The sequence below is a fragment of the Humibacter antri genome (genome assembly GCF_054777235.1).
Map to the genome: position 1 here is coordinate 60,710 of NZ_BAAHAW010000003.1, position 23,093 is coordinate 83,802.

At 68.3% G+C, this 23,093-nt stretch carries 20 protein-coding genes and 1 tRNA gene; 7 read left to right on the forward strand and 14 right to left on the reverse strand.

The features are described from left to right. Positions 1–73 precede the first annotated feature (73 nt). Positions 74–150: transfer RNA gene (locus ACYVDK_RS02555), tRNA-Pro, on the forward strand. Positions 151–474: 324 nt separating this feature from the next. Then, positions 475–1,299, forward strand: coding sequence for a class I SAM-dependent methyltransferase (locus tag ACYVDK_RS02560; RefSeq protein WP_460517668.1), 825 nt, complete (start codon positions 475–477; stop codon positions 1,297–1,299). On the opposite strand, the gene ACYVDK_RS02565 is transcribed toward ACYVDK_RS02560, so the two are convergent. The 10 genes from ACYVDK_RS02565 to ACYVDK_RS02610 all read right to left on the reverse strand — a co-directional run bounded on the left by ACYVDK_RS02565 (position 1,288) and on the right by ACYVDK_RS02610 (position 12,668). Then, positions 1,288–2,367 (reverse strand): LLM class flavin-dependent oxidoreductase, encoded by a 1,080-nt coding sequence (locus ACYVDK_RS02565; protein ID WP_460517503.1) that lies wholly within the window; start codon positions 2,365–2,367, stop codon positions 1,288–1,290. The two genes, ACYVDK_RS02560 and ACYVDK_RS02565, sit on opposite strands and share 12 nt — an antisense overlap. Before the next feature lie 54 nt (positions 2,368–2,421). Next, positions 2,422–2,835, reverse strand: coding sequence for a RidA family protein (locus ACYVDK_RS02570; RefSeq protein WP_460517506.1), 414 nt, complete (start codon positions 2,833–2,835; stop codon positions 2,422–2,424). Positions 2,836–2,911: 76 nt separating this feature from the next. Then, a complete protein-coding gene (locus ACYVDK_RS02575; protein ID WP_460517509.1) occupies positions 2,912–3,592 on the reverse strand; it encodes a thymidine kinase in 681 nt (226 codons plus the stop codon). A gap of 37 nt (positions 3,593–3,629) precedes the next feature. Continuing rightward, positions 3,630–4,283: a response regulator gene (locus tag ACYVDK_RS02580; protein WP_460517512.1), complete on the reverse strand. Its 654-nt coding sequence runs from the start codon at positions 4,281–4,283 to the stop codon at positions 3,630–3,632. Next, a complete protein-coding gene (locus ACYVDK_RS02585; RefSeq protein ID WP_460517515.1) occupies positions 4,270–5,430 on the reverse strand; it encodes a hypothetical protein in 1,161 nt (386 codons plus the stop codon). The genes ACYVDK_RS02580 and ACYVDK_RS02585 overlap by 14 nt, the downstream gene beginning before the upstream one ends. Further along, on the reverse strand, positions 5,430–6,632 hold the full coding sequence (locus ACYVDK_RS02590) for a sensor histidine kinase (protein ID WP_460517518.1): 1,203 nt from the start codon (positions 6,630–6,632) through the stop codon (positions 5,430–5,432). Before ACYVDK_RS02590 ends, ACYVDK_RS02585 begins: the two co-directional genes overlap by 1 nt. A 103-nt stretch (positions 6,633–6,735) precedes the next feature. Next, complete coding sequence (locus ACYVDK_RS02595) at positions 6,736–7,845, reverse strand: radical SAM family protein (protein WP_460517521.1); 1,110 nt, start codon at positions 7,843–7,845, stop codon at positions 6,736–6,738. A gap of 152 nt (positions 7,846–7,997) precedes the next feature. Beyond that, positions 7,998–10,004, reverse strand: coding sequence for an ABC-F family ATP-binding cassette domain-containing protein (locus ACYVDK_RS02600; protein WP_460517524.1), 2,007 nt, complete (start codon positions 10,002–10,004; stop codon positions 7,998–8,000). Between the two features lie 522 nt (positions 10,005–10,526). Continuing rightward, a complete protein-coding gene (locus ACYVDK_RS02605; RefSeq protein ID WP_460517527.1) occupies positions 10,527–11,999 on the reverse strand; it encodes a malate:quinone oxidoreductase in 1,473 nt (490 codons plus the stop codon). Positions 12,000–12,041: 42 nt separating this feature from the next. Then, positions 12,042–12,668: a DUF1684 domain-containing protein gene (locus tag ACYVDK_RS02610; protein ID WP_460517530.1), complete on the reverse strand. Its 627-nt coding sequence runs from the start codon at positions 12,666–12,668 to the stop codon at positions 12,042–12,044. Between the two features lie 162 nt (positions 12,669–12,830). Between ACYVDK_RS02610 and ACYVDK_RS02615 the strand changes: the two genes are divergently transcribed. Further along, positions 12,831–14,180, forward strand: a complete 1,350-nt coding sequence (locus ACYVDK_RS02615) for an APC family permease (RefSeq protein WP_460517533.1) — start codon at positions 12,831–12,833, stop codon at positions 14,178–14,180. Positions 14,181–14,417: 237 nt separating this feature from the next. On the opposite strand, the gene ACYVDK_RS02620 is transcribed toward ACYVDK_RS02615, so the two are convergent. After that, complete coding sequence (locus tag ACYVDK_RS02620; protein ID WP_460517536.1) at positions 14,418–15,482, reverse strand: aspartate-semialdehyde dehydrogenase; 1,065 nt, start codon at positions 15,480–15,482, stop codon at positions 14,418–14,420. Positions 15,483–15,988: 506 nt separating this feature from the next. Between ACYVDK_RS02620 and ACYVDK_RS02625 the strand changes: the two genes are divergently transcribed. From ACYVDK_RS02625 to ACYVDK_RS02635, 3 genes are all read left to right on the forward strand, one after another. Continuing rightward, positions 15,989–16,672 carry a FadR/GntR family transcriptional regulator gene (locus ACYVDK_RS02625; RefSeq protein ID WP_460517539.1) on the forward strand — a complete coding sequence of 228 codons (684 nt, stop codon included), beginning with the start codon at positions 15,989–15,991 and terminating at the stop codon, positions 16,670–16,672. Positions 16,673–16,867: 195 nt separating this feature from the next. Further along, positions 16,868–17,221, forward strand: a complete 354-nt coding sequence (locus tag ACYVDK_RS02630) for an L-rhamnose mutarotase (protein ID WP_460517542.1) — start codon at positions 16,868–16,870, stop codon at positions 17,219–17,221. A gap of 1 nt (position 17,222) precedes the next feature. After that, a complete protein-coding gene (locus ACYVDK_RS02635) occupies positions 17,223–18,320 on the forward strand; it encodes an amidohydrolase family protein (RefSeq protein WP_460517545.1) in 1,098 nt (365 codons plus the stop codon). Between the two features lie 124 nt (positions 18,321–18,444). Here ACYVDK_RS02635 and ACYVDK_RS02640 read toward each other — a convergent pair whose 3' ends face one another. The 3 genes from ACYVDK_RS02640 to ACYVDK_RS02650 all read right to left on the reverse strand — a co-directional run bounded on the left by ACYVDK_RS02640 (position 18,445) and on the right by ACYVDK_RS02650 (position 22,097). Further along, complete coding sequence (locus ACYVDK_RS02640) at positions 18,445–18,972, reverse strand: hypothetical protein (protein WP_460517548.1); 528 nt, start codon at positions 18,970–18,972, stop codon at positions 18,445–18,447. Between the two features lie 603 nt (positions 18,973–19,575). Then, a complete protein-coding gene (locus ACYVDK_RS02645; protein WP_460517551.1) occupies positions 19,576–20,565 on the reverse strand; it encodes an aldo/keto reductase in 990 nt (329 codons plus the stop codon). Between the two features lie 230 nt (positions 20,566–20,795). Continuing rightward, a complete protein-coding gene (locus ACYVDK_RS02650) occupies positions 20,796–22,097 on the reverse strand; it encodes an L-fuconate dehydratase (protein ID WP_460517554.1) in 1,302 nt (433 codons plus the stop codon). Between the two features lie 237 nt (positions 22,098–22,334). Between ACYVDK_RS02650 and ACYVDK_RS02655 the strand changes: the two genes are divergently transcribed. Continuing rightward, a complete protein-coding gene (locus ACYVDK_RS02655; RefSeq protein WP_460517557.1) occupies positions 22,335–23,084 on the forward strand; it encodes an SDR family NAD(P)-dependent oxidoreductase in 750 nt (249 codons plus the stop codon). Positions 23,085–23,093: the final 9 nt, after the last annotated feature.

Genomic DNA, 23,093 nt, shown 5'->3' on the forward strand with positions numbered 1-23,093 from the left:
CGCCAGGCTGTACCTAGCGTCGTCATCGGGACCCCCGCCACCGTGTATTCTTATGGAGGCCTTTCGGGGCCATCGGGGTGTGGCGCAGCTTGGTAGCGCGCTTCGTTCGGGACGAAGAGGCCGCAGGTTCAAATCCTGTCACCCCGACCAATGAAAGAGGGACTGCCGTCAGGCGGTCCCTCTTTCATTCGCCGGGGTGTTGGGGAATGGCACCTGCGGAGCAGGTGGGCCCCCACCGCCGGAGGCTCCGCGCGCGGCAAAGCCGCGTGTGGAGGGGCGGTAGGGACAAATCCTGTCACCCCGACCAATGAAAAAGGGACTGCCGTCAGGCGGTCCCTCTTTCATTCGCCAGGGTGTTGGGGAATGGCAACTGTGGAGCATTCGTCGGGATGTCGGGAGCGCATCCAGACGCATTCGCATCCGCCACAGTGGTCGCGGTTGATAGGTGTGTGCTTTGCTGTCGCTGTGTCCCGAATGCACAGCATCAACGAGGCCATCGGCCGAATGACCGGCTTTCAGCTCCGCAGGGTCTCACGCCGGTCATCCGGTTGGGCTGTATCCGGCAAGTCGGCGCCCGCCTCGGAGCGAAGCCTCGGCGAGCCGCGAATTCCGCTGGATTTCGACGACGAGATGGCGTCGATCATCCGCGCCGTCTCGCCGTTCACCATGACGAACGTCGACAAGCTGCATGCATTGATCACGGCGACACGGTACGTCGCTTTGCACAAGATCCCGGGCGATTTCGTCGAGTGCGGGGTCTGGCGCGGGGGAAGCATGCAAGCGGTCGCACGCACCCTTGCCGAATGCGGCGACCTCGACCGCGAGCTGTACCTCTATGACACGTTCGAGGGAATGACGGAACCGTCCGAGAAGGATCTGCGCTGGGACGGCGTGCATCCTTCGCGCTGGCTGAAGCGCTCGGCGCACAACAAGCGCGACAGCGCGATCTGGGCATACGCGTCGCTGGAGGAGGTGAAGGCCGGATTCGCCGACGTTCCGTACCCGAAGGAGCGGCTTCGTTTCGTGCAAGGCCCCGTCGAGCAGACCGTTCCCGGCATCCTCCCGGAGCAGATCGCGCTACTGCGTCTCGACACCGATTGGTACGACTCGACCGCACACGAGCTCGAGCACATGTACGACCGGGTCGTGCCTGGGGGCGTACTTCTGCTCGACGATTACGCTCACTGGCAGGGCGCCAGGAAGGCCATCGACGAGTGGCTGGCGCGCACCGATGAGAAGCTCCTGCTGCAGCGGATGGGCGGCGGCCGAATCGCCGTCAAGCCCGGACTACGAGCCTGAGCCGCGGCCGCGGCTCATCACGCGGACGGGATCCGGCCGCGGCGCCGCGGGGCTCAGGCGAAGAGGTCCGCCACGAGCTCGAGCGAGTGCACGCGGGCATGCGATTCGGCGGCGCCCGAGGCGATCATGAGCTCGTCGGCGCCGGTGGAAGCGAGCAGCGACGCGAGCAGCGACGCGCACGACGTCGGGAGTGCCGAGCGCCTGCCGGGCGTTCCGCTGCGCGATGAAGTCCAGTTCGAGCTGACTGAACTCGCGCGATGCGGCCTCCTCGACCGAGACGGGCTCGGGCTTCTGGCCGCGTCGCATCTGCAGGAACGAGATCGCGGCCGGCAGCGACTGTCTGCGCACCTCGCCGGCGTCCTCGTGGGCCAGCACGGTGACCGCGATCATCGCGTGCGGCTTCTCCAGAGTCGCGCCGGGCTTGAACCGGTCGCGGTAGAGCGCCAGAGCCTCCTCGGTGTGCTCGCCCGCGAAGTGGTGTGCGAAGGCGAACGGAAGGCCGAGCGCAGCCGCCACCTGAGCGCTGTATCCGCTGGAGCCGAGCAGCCAGATCTGCGGCAGATCGCCGAGACCGGGAACGGCACGGATGCCGGAGAGCGGGTCGTCCGGCGCGAACCCTCCGGTGAAGAAGCCGAGCAGATCCAGGAGTTGCTGCGGAAAGTCCTCGGCACCAAGGGCATCCGCACTGCGCCGGAGAGCGGCGGCAGTCGCCTGATCGGTGCCGGGCGCACGACCGATGCCGAGATCGATCCGGTCGCCGTACAGGGCCCGCAACGTGCCGAATTGCTCCGCGACCACGAGCGGGGCGTGGTTCGGCAGCATCACTCCCCCGCTGCCTACCCGGATGCGCTCGGTACGCGCCGCGATCCCCGCGATCAGCACCGCGGGCGCACTCGACGCGACCGCGGGCATCCCATGATGCTCGGCGACCCAGAAGCGGTGAAACCCGAGTCTCTCGGCCACCTGCGCGAGACGGATGCTGCCGGCCACGGCATCCGCGTTGCCCGCGCCCGCCTCGCGGGTGGCCAGGTCGAGCACGTTGAGGGGCACCTTGCGCAGTTCGGTCACCCTTCGTTCAACCGCCTGCCGGCGTGAGGATTCCCGGCACGTGCAGGCCCAGGGTCATTCGGCGGCGGATTCCCGCTCGGTCACCGCGACAGCGCTCAGCTCGATCAGCGCCCCGGGAACGCCGAGACCTGCGACCCTGGCGCTGGTGACCAGTGGCGGCGCCCCGTCTCGGGCGAGCTTCGCCGCGATCGCACCGTAAGCGGCGCGAAGGTCCGCGCGCTCATCGAACAGGATGTTCCACTGGATGACGTCGTCCAGCGTCGCACCGGCCGCTTGGAGCGCGACCACAGCATTCTCCAGCGCGCGGACGGACTGTGCGGAAATGTCGTCGGAGACGACCCGCCCCGTCTCATCCACTCCGTTCTGACCGCCCAGATACACAGTCGTCGCTCCCGGCGGAACAACGGCCACATGGCTGAAGGCGGGAGAGCGTACGAGACCCTCCGGTTGAAGCAGTGCAATAGACATGCGACCATGCTGCCCGGAACCGCAGACATCCTGTCCGACACGGTTCGGACGAGCCGAACCGACCGTTCCCGCAACGCTACGTGAAGTCGGGGTCGGGCTCGCTCGCGTAGGCCACGGCAGAACCCGTCAACGGCCAGTGCCGGCGCCCGTTGTTGAGTGTGCCACCGCTCTCCTGCAGGTAGCACCCGCCGCACAGCGACTCATAGACCACATCATCGCCGTCCTCGATCGCGACCTGGTCGCCGTCGAACACGAAGACCCCGTTGATCGTGCGTGCGTTGAAGATGGCCTTGCGTCCACACCGGCAGATGGTCTTCAGCTCTTCCAGGCTGTGCGCCACCTCGAGCAACCGACGGCTGCCGGGGAATGCGACGGTCTGGAAGTCGGTGCGGATGCCATATGCCAGCACCGGAATATCCTCCAGGATGGCGATCCGCAGCAGGTCATCCACCTGGGCCTCTGTGAGGAACTGCGCCTCGTCGACGAGAAGGCAACTCACGTCGCGGCCGAAGCGCGAGACGGTGCGCTCGCGCAGCACCTGGAACCGATGGTAGAGGTCGGCCTGGGGGTCGATGCTGAAGTCGGCATCCCGCGTGACGCCGAGACGGGAGACGATGCCGGCGTCACCTTTCGTGTCGATCGCAGGCTTCGCCAGCAGCACGCGATGGCCGCGCTCCTCATAGTTGTACGCAGCCTGCAGCAGCGCCGTGCTCTTGCCGCTGTTCATCGCCCCGAACCGGAAGTACAGTTTCGCCACCCCGTCATCGTATTCGCGCGCTGGGGGCGCGGCCCACTCAGGTCAGATAGCCGTCTTCCGCGGCGCGGCGCACCAGGTCCGAGCGTGTGCTCGTCGGCCGGCCTGCGCGCTGATACTTCTCCCGCACGCGCCGCAGGTACGTCTTCGCCGTCTCGAACTGCACATTCATCTCGTCTGCCACCTGCGATGTGGAGTGTCCTTCGACATAGAGCAGAAGCGCCCACCGCTCGCCGTCGCTCAGCTTCGGCTTCGCCGGCGGCAGCGCGGTCGAGAAGGCGTGCGCGGGTTCGGCGGGGTCGGCATCCTCGAGTCCCATCACGGCCTTCGCGGTCGTCATCACCTCACGCACCGGCTGCGCCTTGGAGAGGAACGCGAGGGCACCGGCCCTCAGGCAGCGTTCGCGCTCCTCCGGAGTGTCGAGCGCGGTGAGCACGATGACGGAAGCGCCCGCCGCCCGGCAGGTTCGCACCCGCGCCTCGATGGAGACCTTCTCGGTGAGATTGAGGTCCATCAGCACGAGATCGGTGGGGAACGCTGCCGAGTGCACGAGTTCCACCCATGTGGGCGCCGCCACGACGAGCTCGAACAGCGGCTCGTGCTCACGAACCCAGTTCGAGAGGCTGTCCAGCAGCAGCTCGTGGTCATCGAGGATGCCCACACGCACCGGGGTGCGACCCTCACGCCGGGACAAATCCGAACCTCATGATCATGGTGGAGCCATTTCTCGTGATGGCGGCATCGCCGCTCAGCGAACGCAGCACGCTGACGAACGGGCGGGCCGTACGTCGCACGAATCGCCAGTGGGCCGCGATGCGCATCGAGAGCTCGAATCTCGTGCGTTCCGAGCTGTCGACGGTGGGACTGCGCTGCACCGTGATGACTGCACCGACGGGGTCGAGCGCGCCGATGCGCACCGACTCGACGAGGAAGGCGCTGAAGGCAGCACGTTCGCGCGACGGCATGTGCGGCAGCAGCCGTTCGGGATCGTGCACCGCCTGTTCGTCGATCCTGGTGTCCGCCAGAAGGCTGTCGACCCACGTCACGCGCAGCTGCTCGAGTGCATGTTCGCGCAGCCGCGCCGACACGTCCGTCGCGGTGTCGATATCGAACTGGGTGATGAATCCGCGTTCCGAGACGGATGCCAGCAGCGGCAGCGTCGCCTGGCGCAACTCGTCGAGCTGGGCGCGTCGAAGGGCATCGTGTTCGAGCATGCGGAACTCGGGCTCCAGGGCGCGCATGCCGCGTTCGGACGACACGGTCCATTCGGAACTGAACCTCGCGATGATCGCACCGACCGTGGCGGCGACGCAGCCCAGCACGAGCACGGGCGTGGCCGCTACGACCGCGTAGACATACGGCGTGTTCGTGATGTAGAGCGAGGTGTGCTGCGCGGCGGCAAGGAGCCCGACCACGAGCGCGCCGAACACGCCGAACACGCCGATCTCCCAGGGCGGGCGCATCCAGAGCAGGCCGAAGACGATCAGCGCGACGCCGATCTGTCCCCAGTCGTCTTGCACGAGGCGGTTGTGTCCCCAGGTCGAGAGCGCGGACAACACGGAAGCGGCCACGGCCGCTCCGACGACGAGGGCCGCGCCTCCGGCACTGAGACGCCCGATAGCGGGGTGCACGGCGACGGACAGCACCGTCCCGGCCGCGACGAGCAGGCACACTGCCGCGACCGCGAGCCCGGGCGAGACGATCTCGTCCCGATTCAGGATGCTCTGCAGCAGCGCGTACCCCACCGACATCCCGCCGACCAGCGGCGCGAGTCCCCACGCCGCCGCCGCGCCGATCGGATCGAGCCGGATCGGCGCACGGTCGAGGATCACGTCGTGCATCAGGCGGCATCCTCAGACGGGACGAGCGGAACGACCATGAGCACGGAGGTGCCCGCTCCGGGCTTGGAGAACACGGACACGGACCCGCCGACGCGTTCCACCCGTTCGATGACCGAGTGCATCAGCCCCATTCGATCGTTGCCCTCGGCTGTGAGGGTGCCGACGTCGAAGCCGCGGCCGGCGTCCACGACCACCAATGAGACGGCACCACCTGATGCCGAGAGCATCACGTCGGCCGCCGACTGTCCGGAGTGTTTCAGCACGTTCACCAGGCACTGGCGGGCGGCGAGGCCGACGGCGCGGCGGGCACCCGGCGCCAGCGACGTGTAAGGACCGAAGTCTCCCGAAACGTCCACGACCAGGCCTGCGTCTCGGGCCTGAGCGATTGCTTGGGCGAGCTCCGTTCCGCGCCAGTCCCGCTCGTCCGTCTCGGTCAAGGCTTGCGTGCGCTGCGTTTCGTCGGTCCAGTGATGGATGTCCGACTGCAGCCGCGCGCGGAACGCCTCGGGCACGGGACCGGGCTCCGCGGTCGCGATCGCAGCCAGTTCGCTGAGCGTGGTGTCGTGCAACTCGGCGCGCAGCTCCGCCACGAGTGCCCGGCGGAGCTCGTCGGCGTGCTGCTGGCGGAGCATCCGCATGATCAGGGTGTGCGCGCCGCGGTAGGCGCTGCGTGTCACCCCGTGGAACAGGAGCAGCGCCATGAACAACACATAGGTGGCCAGTGAGACGGAGTCGAAGCGGAACTCGCGATGCGCCACGGTCGCGGCACCGAAGACGGCCAGGTCGCCCGCCGCATAGGCGACGGTCGCCCAGAGTACCCCGATGCGGGCATCCGACCCTGATCCGCCGATCAGCATCAACGCCACCAGCGGCAGTGCGACCACGAAGAGGTTCGTGTCGGTGTACGTGTAGGTCTGCTCGAGCAGAGCGATCGTGTACCCGAACGTGGATGCCACGCCCACGACGATGTAGGCGACCATCGCGGCAAGGCCGGCCTTCACCATCACCACGACCATGAGTGCCGCCATCGGCAGCAGGGAGCCGGTCGCCCACCAGCGCACCTCGACGTCGAGGAACAGTCCAGGCGCCAGCACGGATGCCGTCGCCGCGGCAAGGCAGATGAGCGCTGCGACCTGCGTCGACCGTGCGACCGCGTGGTTGCCGGCCTCGCGCGCCACCTGGGCCGGAACCCCGAGAGACATCGTGAGGATTATGACACGGCGATGCACCCAATTTGTACCCCAGCCCTGTACCCCGATCGCGAGGGGCTCCGCTGGCACGCGTTTCGGGGTACACGGGGCAGGCTCAGAACAGCGTCAGGCGCTCTTCGGGCACGACCGGTTCGGGGGCGCCCGGCGCGTTCACCGCCGACGCTGCCTCGAACCGCACGCGGTCGCCCTTCTCGTCGCGCATGGTGTTCAGCGCCGCCGAGCGAACGCCGCCGGTGACCGGATCCTCCTCCCCACGCCGCAGCCCGTGCGCGGCGATGAGCGGTTTGACGCGCGCGGCGAGCCACTTGCGGTACTCCACCGGTGCGTACGCCTTCGACGCGTACATGGCCCGATATTTCTCGACGAGCTCCGGATACTCCCGCTCGAGCCACATCATGAACCACTCCTTCACGCCCGGTCTCAAGTGCAGAGCCGTGTACAGCACCGAGCTCGCTCCGGCATCCGCTGCCGCGGCCAGTGCGGCGTCGAGCTGCGCCCGGGAATCGGTGAGGTACGGCAGGATCGGCATCATGAACACCGAGCAATCGAGGCCGTGTTCCCGCACTGCCCGCACGGTGTCGAGCCTGGCTCTCGTGCTCGGTGTTCCCGGTTCCACCGACTTCTGCAGCTCGTCGTCGTAGACCGCGATCGACATCGCGAGATCGACGGGAACCTTCGTGGCGGCATCTGCGATCAGGTCGAGGTCACGCCTCAACAGCGTGCCCTTCGTCAGAATGCTGAACGGCGTGCCGGAGTCTGCGAGCGCTCCGATGATGTCGGGCATCAGCCGGTAACGGCCTTCGGCTCGTTGATACGGATCGGTATTGGTGCCCAGCGCGACCGGATGCCCAGCCCAACTCGGACGCGCCAGTTCGCGCCTCAACACGTCGGCCACGTTCACCTTGACGATGATCTCGCGGTCGAAGTCTGTCCCCATGTTCAGCTCGAGGTACCGATGGGTGGGCCGGGCGAAACAGTAAAGGCATGCATGCTGGCAACCCCGATACGGGTTGATCGTCCAGCCGAACGGGAGGGCGCCTCCGCCTCCTGGAACCTTGTTCAGCGCGGACTTGGCGAGCACCTCATGGAACGTCACACCGGCGAACTCGGGAGTGCGCACCGAGCGTACGAGGTTGTTGAGCATGGCCAGGCCGGGCAGGGCATCGCCCCGCTCGACCATGAGCTCCTGCCCGCTCCACCGCATGAGACTATTCGAACACTTGTTCTATGTTCGCGCAAGCGAAACGCGGTCGAGTCGCACTTTCTCTCGGTCAGTTTCGAGGAGACCGACAGAAAGTGCGACCTGAAGCCGCAACCAAGACGCGGGTTTCGGGCGGCGCAGCTTCGCGGTGACGCTCAACCGGCGGGCCTACCGCGATCACCGGCAGCGGAGATGGCGATCGGCGCCAGGGCGAGCTCGACGCCCGACCAGCGCCGCCGCAGCCAGCGGTCGTGGCTGGCCACGACCACCGCGCCCGGGTAGCCCCCGAGGGCATCCTCGAGCTCTCCGGCCAGGGCGAGCGACAGATGATTCGTCGGCTCGTCCAGCAGGAACACGTGAGGCGGCCTCGCGATGATCAGTGCCAATGCGAACCTGCGCTGCTGCCCGACCGAGAGCGAGCCGACCGGCCGGTCGAGATCGCGTGGAGCCATCAGGCCGAGCGAGGTGAGCGGCAGCTGCTCAGCGCGACGTTCGCCGATCGCCTTCGCATAGAGCACCCGTGGCGTGGCGTGCGGCTCGGGGAATCGCACGTCCTGTTCCAGCAGTCCGACCCGCAGGCCCTTGCGGCGGACGACCGACCCGGAATCCGGTGCGATCGTGCCGGCGAGCAGCCCGAGGAGCGTGGACTTGCCGACACCGTTGGGTCCTGTGACGAGCAGCCGCCCGTCGGGCTCGACGCGCAGGCGCTGAACCTGCAGGCGGTCATGCACACAGGCATCCGTCACCTGGATCAGCGTGCCTGCCGCCTCGTCGAGCCCATGCGATCCGCTCGGGATGCCCGCAAAAGCCAGCAACGCCGGCGGCTTGCGCACCTGGTTGCGTTCGAGCTCGTCCACGCGCCCCTGGGCGTTGCGAACGCGACGGGCGATCTGGGCGTCGACTCGCGCACCCTTGAAGACGCCGATGAACTTGTCGTTGTCGCGTGGAGCCCTTGCCGCATGCGTGGAACGAGCGGTGACGGCAGTCGAGTGCCGCAACCGTTTCAGCTCGTCCTGCTCGTCGCGGTATCGCCGTTCCCAGCGCTCGCGCTCGGCCGCTTTGTGGTCGAGGTACGCACTGAACGCGCCCTCGCCCGTCGCGGGCCGTCCGAACACCGTCGCACCGTTTCCGGATGCCTGCACCTGCCCGCGTCCGGACGCACCGGATGCGCTCCGGCCGGCGTCATCGCCCGGTGCGGTGACACTCGTACGTGAAGGATCGAGGTCGACGAGCGTCGTCGCCACGGCGTCGAGGAAGACCCGGTCGTGGCTGGCGAACAGCACAGGACCGCTCCACTGCAGGAGTTGGCGCTGCAGGAACCCCACGGCGTCGTCGTCCAGATGGTTGGTGGGCTCGTCGAGAAGCAAGGCGTCCGGCCGGCTCAGCAGCAGTGCCGCGAGCGCGAAACGGCTGCGCTGGCCCCCTGACACCTCGCCCAGTGTGCGCTGCAGCGGGATGCCCTGCACGCCCAGGCCCTCGAGCACGCGATCGCGGCGCGTGTCGATGCTCCAGACATCCGCTCGTTCGGCGGCGGCGAGCGCCGCGTCGTACCGCGCGGATGCACGCTCGAGCTGCTCCGGCGCGGATGCCTCACCGAGGCCCACGCCCGCCGCGTCGAGCTCGTGTTCCACGGCGCGCACCTCCGCGAGAGCATCTTCGACAAGGGAGTCGAGCGTCTCGTGCGGCGCGAACCGCACCTCCTGCCACAGGAATCCGGTGCGCGTCGGGCGCGCGACGGCTCCGCGATCCGGCGCTTCCGCACCGGCCAGCACGCGCAGCAGCGTTGATTTGCCGACGCCGTTCTCGCCGATCAGGCCGACGCGGGAGCCGGGCGGAACCGTGAGTGCGACATCCGTCAGCACGGGGCGCACACCGTAGCTCAGCGAGACGCCGTCGGCGCGCACGTAGTCTGCGACGGTCGCGGGCGCAGTGAAGGAACTCACGGTGTCGACGGAGCTGGACCCGAAGCGGCTTGTGTCGTTGCGACTGGACTCGATCGGGCCGGACTCGACCGGGCTGGACTCGACCTGGCCGGACTCGACCGGGCCGGACTCGACGGGGCCGGACTCGATCAGGCTGGACCCGACCGGGCCGGCGTCGATCGGTTCGGCGCCGATGTGGTTGATATCGAGGGGGGAAGGGGATGGGGAACGTACTGGCATGGAACCGTCTCTCCGGGCTCGGTGAGCCCTGGAGCCGGCACGACCACGAACGGCCGTGCCGGCCCGAATCGGTTCGCTCGAGACGCCGACGACAGGCGCCGACGCGAGCGGAGGATCCCGCCGGGCGTTGGCATCCGAGGTCAGAATCGGCCGGACGCCCCCGTGAAGCGCGCGCAACGCACGACCGTCACGGTGACTGATGACCGTTCTTCGTCGGGTGCGCTGCGGTGCGACATCGATGTGTCGCGAACCCGCAGGGGTCGAGCCTCATGCGCGGGACGAAGGCGGTCAGTTCTTCATAGCTCGCGAGACGTTACCAGACTTGCCGCCCGGGTACCAACCCGCGTCGGCGTCCGCAGAATCGCCGAGACTACGATTCAGTCGCCGAGACTTCGGTCGTTGGCCGTAGTCTCGACACTGCATCCATAGCCTCGACACCGCATCCATAGTCTCGACGCCGCATCCATAGTCTTGGCTCACGGACCGTAGCCTCGACAACTCGGACGCGGTGTTTGCCTGACCTCAGTCGTCGAGGCCGAGCACCTTCGAGGTCTCGGCGATCACCCGGGCGGCCTTCTCCGGCTTGTCGTTCAGCGTGCTGCCCATGGTCGGGATCAGCTCGAGGAGTCTCGGCTCCCACTGCCCCCACTGCTGCGGGAAGCATCGCTTCAGAAGGTCGAGCATGATCGGCACGGCGGTGGACGCCCCGGGCGACGCGCCGAGCAGACCCGCGATCGAACCGTCGGATGCCGCGACCACCTCGGTGCCGAACTGCAGCACCCCGCCGCGCTTGGCATCCTTCTTCATCACCTGCACGCGCTGGCCGGCGGTGATGAGCTCCCAATCCTCGCTCTTGGCCGTCGGCAGGAACTCCTGCAACGCGCGCAGCCGCTTGGCACGCGATGCCAGAAGCTCACCGACCAGATATTTCATGAGGTCGAAGTTGTCGCGCGCGACCGCGAGCATGGGCCCGAGGTTGCCGCCGCGCACCGAGCCCGGAAGATCCCACCAGGAGCCCTTCTTCAGGAACTTCGGGCTGAACCCGGCGTACGGCCCGAACATGAGCGACGCCTCCCCGTTCACGACGCGGGTATCCAGGTGCGGAACCGACATCGGCGGCGCACCGACCGCCGCCTTGCCGTACACCTTCGCGTGGTGCTGGGCGACCACCTTCGGGTTGGTGGTGCGAAAGAACTTGCCGCTGATCGGAAATCCGCCGAAGCCCTTGATCTCCTTGATTCCGGATGACTGCAGCAGGTGCAGCGCGCCGCCGCCGGCTCCCACGAACACGAACCGGGCATCCACGGTGTGCGGGGTGTTGCCCACCGTGTGTTTCACGCTCAGGCGCCAGTTGCCCTCACGAGTACGACGGATGCCCTTGACCCGGCAGTTGAGCCAGAGCTCGCCGCCACGCTCCACGAGTCCCTCGAACAGGGCGGCCGTGAGCGCACCGAAGTCGACGTCGGTTCCGGTAGCCATGCGCGTGGCCGCGATCGGTTCGCGGGTACGCCCCTTGATGAGCAGCGGGGTCCATTCGCGGATCACCCTGTGGTCTTCGGAGTACTCCATGCCGCGGAACAGGGGCTGGTCTTTGAGCGCCGCGTAACGCTTGCGCAGGTACTTCACGTTCTCGCCGCCGCGCACGAACGTCATGTGCGGGGTCGAGCTGATGAACGAGGTCGGAAGTTCGCCCTTCTGCGCGAGAGACGACCAGAACTGCCTGCTCAGCTGGAACTGCTCGTTGATGCTGATCGCCTTGGCCGGGTCGACCGTACCGTCCTTCGCCTCTGGCATGTAGTTGAGCTCGCAGAGCGCCGCGTGGCCCGTGCCTGCGTTGTTCCACGGGTTGGAGCTCTCCTGAGCCACCTCGCCGAGAACTTCGTACACGCGAACCTTCCAGTCCGGCTGCAGCCGCTGGATCATGGTGCCGAGGGTCGCGCTCATGATGCCCCCGCCGATGAGGACGACGTCTAACGGGGCTCGGGAATCACTCACTCGAACAATTCTATGGCGTTTGCGGAGTGCTCCTTGCGGGGGTCAGGCGCGGTACCGCTCCCCCACCGGGATCTCGACGGGCACCGTGTTGCCGAGCGGCGCGAGCGGGCACGCCCATGCCGGGTCGTAGGCGCAGCTCGGGTGATAGGCGAAGTTGAAATCGAGCACGAGCCTTCCGGTCCTGGATCCCGATCCGAGGTCGGCGCCCTTGATGGTGTCGAGCAGGTACCGCCCGCCGCCGTAGGTTCCGTCGGGTCGCCCGGCGGAGGCATCCTTCGCCGGAACGAAGAGTCCGCCGCCGTACGAACGCAGCCGCCAGACATCCAGCGATCCGACGTCGGGCAGTCTTACAACCCCGATGCGCTCGAATGGCACGACCCCATCGGTACCGGTCTCCACATCGAGATCGGCCGGCTCGGTCTGCTCGATCGGCAGCTCGAAACGCCAATCCGGGTCGTACTGAGCCACAGGAAGTCCCGCGAACGACGCCCGATCCTCCGGCAGCAACGGCGTCGACGGATGCGTCGCGAAAAGCGCATCGCGCTCGACGACCCAGGCGGCGTGGGCCGCTGACGCGTCCTCCTCAGCCAGCTCGCGCACGAGCTCGTACAGTGCGAACATGCGGCGACGCCAGTCGGCGACGTCGAGCGCTGTCTGGATGTACGTCATGGGTACATGATCGCCGTCCCGTACCCAGATGGGGCGCTTCGATGCGCGCGAGTCCGTCGCCGTTCGCCCCGAGCATCAGGATTCGGACAACCTTCGCCAAGATGCGGTCACCGCCCCCGGAACCCCGTCTTCCGTGTCGGACGCGCCATGGACACTGATGCCATGACCGACGATCGACACCGCGGAATCGGGCTCGCGCAGGGCACGGCGCTCTACGTGGCGGCCGTGCTCGGCACGGGCATCCTGCTGCTTCCCGCGCTCGCGGCGCGTGCGGCAGGACCGGGCGCGATCCTCGCGGTCGCGGCACTGGCCGTGATCTCCGTTCCACTCGCGTCGACGTTCGCGGCACTGTCGAAACGGCATCCGGATGCCGGTGGCGTCGCCACCTTCGCCCGTCGCGCCTTCGGCCCGACCGCCGCCCGCATCGTCGGCTACTGGTTCTACTTCGGAACGCCGATCGGTGCACCGGTCGCCGCGATCATGACCGCGCAGTACGTCGTGGCGATCATCGGCGGCGACCGCGGAACGGTCATCCTGGTCGCGGCGGCGCTCGTGATCGTGCCGACAGCCATCACGCTGTTCGGAGTGCGCTTCGCGGGCTGGGCACAGCTGCTGCTGAGCGCAGCGCTGATGGCGATCCTCGTGCTGGCGCTGGCCGCCGCCGCGCCGCACGTGCACCCGGCGAACTTCACGCCGTTCCTCCCGCACGGTCTCGGCGGCGTGGGCGTCGCGGTGAGCCTGTACATCTGGGCATTCGCCGGGTGGGAAGCCGTCGCGGGCATCGCAGGCGAATTCTCCCGGCCGCGGCGGGACATCCCACGGGCGACGGCGCTGGCGCTGGCCATCGTCTCCGTGGCGTACATCGCGATCCAGACCGTGGTGGTGGGCGTGCTCGGACCGGGGGTGGGTGCCTCGGATGCCCCGCTGCTCGATCTCGTCACCGTCGGACTGGGCCGTGGCTGGAGCGTCGTCGTCGCGTGCGTGGCCGTGATCGTCGTCGTCGGCGTCTTCAATGCGTACTTCGCCGCGTTCAGCAAGCTCGGAGCGGCGATGGGACGGGACGGCGATCTGCCCGCCTGGTTCGGTCACGGCGCGGAGCGCGGCGGCATCGCACGCCGCGGTCTACTTCTGAGCGCCGCGCTCATGGCGCTCTACTTCGCCGTCGTGGCGTGGCTGCCCGACCTGCAGCCGATCATCCTCGTGCACACGAGCATCGGCGCCGCGATCTACGGCATGGGCGTCGCGAGCGCGCTCGTGCTCCTGCCCCGCCGCAGCATCGGCTGGTGGATGGCCGCACTCTCCTGCGTACTCGTGCTCGGCCTGCTCGTGCTCGAGGGCGCCGATCTGGTGTATCCGCTCGTCATCGCGGCCGCGGCTGTGATGGTCGGGGCCGTCGCGCGGTCTCGCCGTGGACGGCGACGCCATGCGTCGGCGCATCTCGAAGCAAGCGGTGCGACGGATGCCTCGGTGTCGGCCGTCACGGGGAGCGCTGCTGCAACGCCGGACGAGTGAGCGGCATTCCCGTGGGTTGAGCGCGGCCTGCCCTGAGCTTGGCGCAGCGTCGAAACCCGGCACCCGTTGAAGGTCGAAACGGCACCCGTTGAAGTTCGAAATCTGGCGCCCGTTGAAGGTGGTATCGACCCTTCGACAAAGCTCAGGGCAGGCTACGCTCACCAGCGGTGCGTTGCCCCCGCCATTACTCGGTCGCGCGGCGGCGCACTCCAATGGACGAGCTCAACCCTAGGTACGTCAGACGACCGCGGCCGACCGCAGGTTCGCCGCGACGAGCTCCGCGATCTGCACCGCGTTCAGCGCGGCACCCTTGCGCAGGTTGTCGTTCGAGACGAAGAGCGCAAGTCCGCGACCCTCCGGCGCACCCGGATCCTGACGAATGCGCCCGACATAGCTCGCGTCGTTGCCTGCGGCTTCGAGCGGGGTCGGAACATCCGCGAGCGCTACGCCGGGGGCATCCTTCAGCAGCTGCGTGGCGCGTTCGGGGCTGATCGCACGCGAGAACTCGGCGTTGATCGACAGCGAGTGACCGGTGAACACGGGCACGCGCACGCAGGTGCCGCTCACGAGCAACTCGGGCAGACCGAGGATCTTGCGACTCTCGTTGCGCAGCTTCTTCTCCTCGTCGGTCTCGTTCAGACCGTCGTCGACGATGGATCCGGCCAGCGGAATGACGTCGAACGCGATCGGACGCACGTACTTCACCGGTTCCGGCACCTGGACAGCCGATCCGTCGTGCACGAGGTCGAGCAGGTTGCCGGAGGCCACGGCCGCCTCGGCCTGCTCCGCGAGCTCCTGCGCCCCGGCCAGTCCTGACCCGCTGACGGCCTGGTACGTGCTGACGATGAGCCGCTGCAGCCCGGCTTCGGCATCGAGTACCTTCAATACCGGCATCGCGGCCATCGTGGTGCAGTTCGGGTTGGCGATGATGCCCTTGTGCGCATCACCGATCGCCTCAGGGTTGACCTCGCTCACGACGAGCGGAATCTGGGGGTCCATCCGCCACGCGCTCGAGTTGTCGATCACGACGGCGCCGGCCGCGGCGAACTTCGGCGCGTACGTCCGGCTGCCCGTCGCGCCCGCGGAGAACAGTGCGATGTCGACACCGGACGGGTCGGCCGTCTCGATGTCTTCAACGAGGATCTGCTCGCCTTTGAACTCAAGAGCGCGTCCGGCCGAGCGGCTCGTCGCGAACAGGCGCAGCGTTTCGACCGGAAAGTCGCGCTCAGCCAGAATGCGTCGCATCACTGTGCCGACCTGCCCGGTGGCGCCGACGATGCCTACGGTCAATCCGTTGCCCATGGGAATTCCTTGGTGTCCGTACGGCAGGCGCAACGACGCCGGCCGTCGCCGTTGATGTGGGTTGGCCTTCCATTGTGACAGACCGACCCGTGGGCGGGCTGCGCTGGCCCGTCCCGTGGCAGGGCTGCGCCGGCCCGCGTGCGTTTGTGCTGGACCGGCCTATGGGTGGGCTGCGCCGGCCCGACCCGTGGGTGCGCACCAGGCCGCCCCGTGCGCGTTTGCGCTGGACCCTCCAGTGGGCGTGGGCGCAATCCCAGCCACGTCGCCGAGACTGCGGATGCGACCGCGAGACTATGATCAAAGTCCCTAGTCTCGGCGCGCATCCATAGTCTCAGCGGCGCATCCGCAGTCTCGGCGACCCATCCGCAGTCTCGGCGCGGGCACCCGACCCTCGGCGACCCATCCGCAGTCTCGGCGCGGGCACCCGACCCTCGGCGTCACGGACCCGGACAGACCACTTCCGAGACATCCGATGTCTCGCACGCGCACGCGGTACGATCACGCGTATGGCCGTCACCGATGAGGCGATCCTCAAGATCAAGGAGATGATCACGAGCGGGCGGCTCGCCCCCGGCGATCGTCTTCCTCCCGAGAAGGAGCTCAGCGAGAGCCTCGGGCTCTCCCGCTCGTCGTTGCGCGAGGCGGTGAAGGCGCTCGAGGTGATCCGGGTTCTGGATGTCCGCCGCGGCGACGGCACGTACGTCACGAGCCTGGAACCCCGGCTCCTGCTCGAGGCGCTCTCCTTCGTCGTCGACCTGCACGACGACCGCTCGGTGATCGAGATCTTCGGGGTGCGGCGCATCCTGGAACCGGCGGCCGCAGCCCTTGCCGCGAGACGGATGTCCGACGATCAGCTGGATGCCCTCGACCGTCTACTCGAGACGACGACCGGAGACGAAGGCGTCGAGGCGCTCGTGCAGCACGACCTGGAGTTCCATCAGGTGATCAGCGAGTCGTGCGGCAACGACTACCTGGCCCAGCTGATCGAATCGATCTCGAGCCACACCGTTCGCGCGCGAATCTGGCGCGGACTCACGCAGCAAGGTGCGGCGGAGCGCACGATCGCCGAGCACCGCGCCATTCTGACGGCGTTGCGCGAGCACGACGCGGAACTCGCCTCCGCGCACTCGCTGACCCACGTCGCAGGCATCGAGGACTGGCTGCGGGCAGCGGTCGGCGCCACCGCCTGAGGTATTCGAACCGCGGCGCCGGAGCGAGAATCCGGATCGCTCCCAACCTGGCCCACGCGAGTCAGCAGGTCGACGAATCACCGAGACAACGAACACCACGAGACGACGAGCAACACGAGACGACGAGCAACACGAGACAACGAGCAACACGAGACGCCGGACAGTACCAGTCACCGACAAGGAGGATCACCGCACATGAGGATCGCACTCCACTCCACTCTTCACCCTGGCGCCGTCGACGACTACCTCCGCGAGCACGCTCGGGTGCCCGACGACCTGCGCGCGCTGTTCGATCGGGCGGGCATCCGCGACTGGACGATCTGGCGATCCGGTGACCGGCTGTTCCACCTCGTCGAGTGCGACGACTTCGATCACGCGATGCGGGTGATCCGCGCAGACGAAGCCGACCGCCGCTGGCAGGAGCACATCGGACGATTCGTCGAAGGATTCCTCGGCCCCGACGGCGACGAAGGCTACCTGCCGCTCGAGAAGGTGTGGTGCCTCGATGAGCAGCGCGCCGAGCCGGTGATCGACATGGGCCTCGACTGACGTGACCGTAGCCGCCTCGCCGCCACACTCAGCGCTCATCGACGCGCATGTGCACGTCTGGGATCCGGCGCGGCTGACATACCCGTGGCTTGACGACCTGCCTGTGCTCAACCGCGCATTCCTTCCTGGCGATTTCGATCGGGAGCACGGGGCGGCCGGGCGACACGTCTTCGTGCAAGCCGGATGCCTGCCCGGGCGGGCGATCGACGAGGTGCGCTGGGTGCTCGGCATGACGGATGCCTGGCCCGAGCTGGCCGCGATCGTCGCCGATGCGGACCTCCGCGGCGGAGCAGCGCTGGAGTCCCACCTGGACGAGCTGCTCGCACTGAATGCCGCGAACCGGCGCACCACAGGTGGAAGCACCACAGGTGGAAGCACCACAGGTGGAAGCACCACAGGTGGAAGCACCACAGGTGGAAGCACCACAGGTGAGAGCACCACAGACGAGAACACGACAGGCCGGAGCACCACAAGCGAGAGCACAGCAGGTAGAGCCGCGGCCGGGCAGCGCACAGTGCGTCGGGTACGCGTCGCGGGTGTGCGACATCTGCTGCAGGACGAGCCGGACGACCTGCTCACCGACCCGCGAAGCCGCGCCGCGCTTCTCGACGGCTTGCGCGCCCTCGCCGCTCGCGGCCTGACGTTCGATGTGTGCGTGCGGCATCGGCAACTGAACACTGTGATCGACCTGCTCGAGCAGGTGCCTCAGCTTCCCACGGTGCTGGACCACCTCGGCAAGCCGTCGGTCGACGATGGCATCGAGAGCGACCCGGGCCGCGCATGGGCGAGGGCGATCACCCGCCTGGCGCGCCTCCCTCGTGCCCGCGTGAAGCTGAGCGGGCTCGCCGCCGAGGCATCCGGGACCGACGCGCTCGACGCCCACGCCGAGGGCTTCCTCGGGCACGCCCTGCGGGCGTTCGGACCCGACCGCGCCATGGTCGGCAGTGACTGGCCGGTCAGCGCCCTCACCGGCGCCCGCGGCACATTCGATGGCTGGCGTCACCGCGTGCGCCGCGCAGCCGCGACAGCGGACGTGGATGCCCGGGGCGTCGCATCCATCGAGCACGGCACGGCCACACAGTTCTACGGGTTGCACTGAGGCCCGGATCACACGCTCCCGCCGGCTGCATCGGAAGGCGAAGCGTCCGGCATCGAGAAGTCAAGAATCGCGAATTCTCGATCAAGATGAGCGCAATAATCGACTTCTCGATGGGCCATGCCCCTCAGCACAGCGCCGTGCTGATCATCCGCACGATGCTGGTCGGATCGGCGATGTCGTCGTCCGTAGCGCGGATGACACGCCATCCCGCCTCTTCGAGGAGCGCGATCCTGCGCAGATCCCTACGCCAGCGCGTGCGGTCTCTTCGATAGTCATCTCCCTCGTACTCGATCGCAACCCTGCGATGCGGGTAGCTGAGATCAGGATGCAGGACCACGCCTCCCGCCACGGGCACCGGATGCCCGATCACGGGTTCCGGAAGACCCGCCGCGACGATCGCGAGGCGCAACATGGACTCCCTCGGGGAATCCACTCCAGGGCGCAGGAGCGGCAGCGCCCAGCCGAGGGCGGTAGCGCCGCGGCGCGAGCCATGCCGTGCGACCGCATGCACCAGTTCCTCACGAGTGCAGAACGACGACGTGCGAAAGCCTCCCTGGAGCCGCAGCCCGGAGATCAAGTAATCGCCCGCCGCGACGAGGTAGCCACGCGAGACCATAGGCGCCAGGTGGCACCACGTTTGCGCCGGAGACACCACGGGGAGCTCCTCCACGAACGAAAGAACGGCATCCGGAACAACGTGTCCCACGACGCCGCGAGTGCGCACTCGTGCGCCGCGTACGGAGGCGACGTGGAGGACCGTTGACGACTGGTGGTGAACGGGAACCGGAATGCCCAGGAGCCGAGCCGCCGTGACATGGGAGAAGAGTTGTCCGTTCCGCAGTCTGGGCACATAGAGCCGACAACGTTCCATGGTGCCCGTCCCTGCGAGCCCGACACTGCGGATGCCGTGGAACGGTGCGTCCAACAGGGAGCTACGAAGCCTGCTCGGCGTGAGGTCATGAAACCCGGTCTCGTTCACGCGGAACACGAAACCAGTCAGGTGAGGCGGTAAGGGCCGCGGCGATCGCATGGTTCGAGTGTCGCCGCCGCGGTGCGCCCCCGCGCCGATTCTCCACAGGACCATCGGCCGGCACCGCCGACCCTGCGTTCAGCACAGCTGCCCCCTCCCCGCCATCGAAAAGTCGAAATTTGCGGGAATCCTCTTGGATGCCAGCAAGTTTTGACTTCTCGATCACGCGATGCCCGCACTCGCGCCGCGACGTGCCCACGCGCACGCGGCGGCGCAGGCCGCGCCTCATGCCGGGATGAAGCCCTCCGCAGCGAGCGCGGCCCATAGCTCGGCCGGAATCGGCGCGACCATGCGCTGAAGGTTCTGGCGCACGGCATCCGGATTCGCGGTGCCCACCACGACCGACGCCACGATCGGATCGCGCAAGGGGAACTGCAGCGCGGCGGCCGGCAACTCCACTTCGTACTCCGTGCAGATCCGTGCGATCGCGCGAGCCCGCTCGATGAGCTCCGCGGGTGCGGCCGCGTAGTTGTAGGTGACATCCGGCGCCGGAGCACCACTGGCCAGCAGACCCGAGTTGTAGACGGCCGCTGCGACGATGTGTACACCGCGCTCGCGGCACACCGGGAACAACTCCTCGAGCGCAGGCTGCTCCAGCAACGTGTACCGCCCGGCGATCATGACCAGGTCGAGGTCGCCCTCGCGCACGGCACGCGCAGCCACAGCGGCGTCGTTCACCCCGATGCCGATCCGCCGCACGAGACCCTCGTCGCGCAGCCTCGCCAGGGCGGGCAGCCCCTCGCGCAGGCCGCGATCGAGGTCGTAGGCATCCGGATCGTGCAGGTACAGGATGTCCACACGATCGAGCCCGAGACGCCCCAACGAGTCTTCGAGGCTGCGACGGATGCCCGCCTCACTCGGATCGAACCGCCGCACCTTCTGGTCCGGCACGTCGAACTGGTGGGCGAGGTCGCGTCCGCCCGAGAAGTGCGGATTCGGCTCGAGCAGCCGCCCGACCTTCGTCGAGAGCACGAACTCGTCACGCGGCTTGCCCTGCAGGAACGCGCCGAGCCGGCGCTCGCTGAGCCCGAGCCCGTAGTGCGGAGCGGTGTCGAAGTAGCGGATGCCGCCGTTCCATGCGGCATCCAGCGCATCGTGCGCGCGATCGTCGGAGACCTCGCGGTAGAGGTTGCCGATGGAGGCCGCCCCGAAGCCGAGCGGACGGAGAGCGGCAGGGTCTTCGTCGGGTTTCGACGGGCTCAACCCGCGGGACAAGCTCAACCCGCGGTTTGGGCTCAACCCGCGGGACGGGCTCGACCCGCGGTCAGCGGGTTTCGACGGGCTCAACCCGCGGTCCGGGCTCGACCCGCGGTCCGGGCTCGACCCGCGGTCCGGGCTCAACCCGCGGTCCGGGCTCAACCCGCGGTCCGGGCTCAACCCGCGGGACGGGCTCGACCCGCGGTCCGGGCTCGACCCACGGTACGGGCTCAAGCGGCGGTACTCGCTCATGCCGAGGCATCCGCTCGGGCTGCCTGCCACTCGAACTCGTCGAGCGACGCGGGGAGCATCTCGGTGCCCGCACCAGGCGCTGTCGGGGTGACGTAGCGTCCGTTCTCGACCACGACCGGGGTCGCGAAGTGCTCGTGCAGGTGGTCGACGTACTCGATCATGCGGCCGTCCATGGTGCCGGTCACGGCGACGAAGTCGAACATCGACAGGTGCTGCACCGCCTCGCACAGCCCCACTCCGCCCGCGTGCGGGCAGACCGGAACGCCGAACTTCGCGGCCAGGAGCAGATTCGCGATGTTCTCGTTCACACCGCCGACACGGGTGGCGTCGATCTGCATGACCTGCATGCCGCCTGCCTGCAGCAGCTGTTTGAACACGATGCGGTTCTGCACGTGCTCGCCCGTCGCCACCCGAATCGGGGCGACGCCGCGCGAGATGGCGGCGTGCCCGAGGATGTCGTCGGGACTCGTCGGCTCCTCGATCCAGGCGGGGTGAAACTCGGCGAGCGCCTTCACCCAGTCGATCGCCTCCTGCGCGCCCCAGCGCTGGTTGGCGTCCATCGCGATCGGATACTGCGGTCCGAGCACCTCCCTGGCGATGCGGAACCGGCGGATGTCGTCGGCCAGGTCGGCGCCGACCTTCAGCTTCACCTGCCCGAAGCCCGCGGCGACCGCCTCGCGGCACAGCCGCGCGAGCTTCTCGTCGGAGTAGCCCAGCCATCCGGGGGTCGTCGTGTATGCGGGGTAGCCGTGTGCCAGCAGCTGTTCGATGCGCTCCTGGCGGCTCGGCTCCTGCGACTTCAGGATGCGCAACGCCTCGTCAGGCGTGAGCGCATCGGTGAGGTAGCGAAAGTCGACCAGCGAGACGAGCTCCTCCGGGCTCAGCCGCGACAGGTGGAGCCACAGCGACTCGCCTGCTCGCTTCGAGCGCAGATCCCACAGGGCGTTCACGATGGCGCCGATCGCCATGTGCATGACGCCCTTCTCCGGGCCGAGCCAGCGCAGCTGCGAGTCGTGCACGAGCAGGCGAGATGCCGCCCCCATGTCGGCCAGCAGCTCCTCGGCGTTGCGGCCGACGAGGTGATCGCTCAGCGCGTCCAGCGCCGCGACCTGCACGTCGTTGCCGCGCCCGATCGTGAACACGAACGCGTGCCCGTCGAGCCCGTCGCCGGCATCCGTGCGGAGCGTGACGTAGGCGGCGGAGTAGTCCGGGTCGGGATTCATCGCGTCGGAGCCGTCGAGCGAGAGCGACGTCGGGAACCGCACGTCTCTGGTGTCGACGGCGACGATCGTGCTCATGGTGTTCCCTCTCCGAACGCACGGCGGGTTGTCGGGCATCCACTGCCAGCCTAAACATCCGATGTTTGCCTCGTCAACCAGGGAAGGATGTGCCACAATCGTGGGGAACGCCGCCACCGCACGCCCACACCTCGGATGTTCGCCGCCACTTCAGGCCGAAGCAGCACTGCTCGCCATCGGGCCCCACGATCAGGTCGGCGGACGCGCGGGCACGGGACGGCCCCAGGAAGGACCATCATGACCGACTTCACCGGACTCGTCGCCATCGTCACGGGAGGGGCGTCCGGCATCGGCGCCGCGATCACGCACCGGTTGCGCGCGGACGGCGCACGGGTGGCCGTGTTCGATCTGAACACGGATGCCGCCGACGCCGACCTCGCCGTGCGCGTGGACGTCGGCGACGACGCCGCTGTCGTGGCCGGCATGCAGCGCGTCGTCGACGAGTTCGGCCGCCTCGACATCGTCGTCAACAACGCCGGCATCGGCGCCCAGGGCGACGTCGCCTCGAACCCGGATGCCGAGTGGCACCGGGTCTTCGACATCAATGTCATCGGCATGGCGCGCGTCTCGCGCGCCGCACTCCCCCACCTGCGTAGATCGCCGGCGGCCGCCATCGTGAACACGGCGTCCATCGCCGCGACCGCAGGCCTTCCGCAGCGTGCCCTCTATTCGGCGTCGAAGGGCGCTGTGCTGTCGCTGACTCGCGCGATGGCCGCCGATCACCTTGCCGATGGCATCCGCGTCAACGCGGTCAGCCCCGGAACGGCGGATACCCCCTGGGTCGGCCGACTGCTCGACTCGGCAGCCGACCCCGCCGCAGAGCGCGTGGCGCTGGCGGCCCGGCAGCCGCACGGACGGCTCGTCTCCCCCGACGAGATCGCGGATGCCGTCGCGTACCTCGCGAGCCCCGCCGCGGGCTCCACGACCGGCACGGCGATCGAGGTCGACGGCGGGATGTCCGGCCTGCGACTGCGTCCGCGCTCCTGACGGGGAGCC

What these genes read in the sequence shown, in the direction of transcription:
- ACYVDK_RS02600 (WP_460517524.1), bottom strand. Translation starts at nt 10,004, where the DNA reads ATGCCAGTACGTTCCCCATCCCCTTCCCCCCTCGATATCAACCACATC.
- ACYVDK_RS02655 (WP_460517557.1), top strand. Translation starts at nt 22,335, where the DNA reads ATGACCGACTTCACCGGACTCGTCGCCATCGTCACGGGAGGGGCGTCC.
- ACYVDK_RS02570 (WP_460517506.1), bottom strand. Translation starts at nt 2,835, where the DNA reads ATGTCTATTGCACTGCTTCAACCGGAGGGTCTCGTACGCTCTCCCGCC.
- ACYVDK_RS02650 (WP_460517554.1), bottom strand. Translation starts at nt 22,097, where the DNA reads ATGAGCACGATCGTCGCCGTCGACACCAGAGACGTGCGGTTCCCGACG.
- ACYVDK_RS02590 (WP_460517518.1), bottom strand. Translation starts at nt 6,632, where the DNA reads ATGTCTCTCGGGGTTCCGGCCCAGGTGGCGCGCGAGGCCGGCAACCAC.
- ACYVDK_RS02610 (WP_460517530.1), bottom strand. Translation starts at nt 12,668, where the DNA reads ATGACGTACATCCAGACAGCGCTCGACGTCGCCGACTGGCGTCGCCGC.
- ACYVDK_RS02585 (WP_460517515.1), bottom strand. Translation starts at nt 5,430, where the DNA reads ATGCACGACGTGATCCTCGACCGTGCGCCGATCCGGCTCGATCCGATC.
- ACYVDK_RS02595 (WP_460517521.1), bottom strand. Translation starts at nt 7,845, where the DNA reads ATGCGGTGGAGCGGGCAGGAGCTCATGGTCGAGCGGGGCGATGCCCTG.
- ACYVDK_RS02630 (WP_460517542.1), top strand. Translation starts at nt 16,868, where the DNA reads ATGAGGATCGCACTCCACTCCACTCTTCACCCTGGCGCCGTCGACGAC.
- ACYVDK_RS02615 (WP_460517533.1), top strand. Translation starts at nt 12,831, where the DNA reads ATGACCGACGATCGACACCGCGGAATCGGGCTCGCGCAGGGCACGGCG.
- ACYVDK_RS02620 (WP_460517536.1), bottom strand. Translation starts at nt 15,482, where the DNA reads ATGGGCAACGGATTGACCGTAGGCATCGTCGGCGCCACCGGGCAGGTC.
- ACYVDK_RS02625 (WP_460517539.1), top strand. Translation starts at nt 15,989, where the DNA reads ATGGCCGTCACCGATGAGGCGATCCTCAAGATCAAGGAGATGATCACG.
- ACYVDK_RS02560 (WP_460517668.1), top strand. Translation starts at nt 475, where the DNA reads ATGCACAGCATCAACGAGGCCATCGGCCGAATGACCGGCTTTCAGCTC.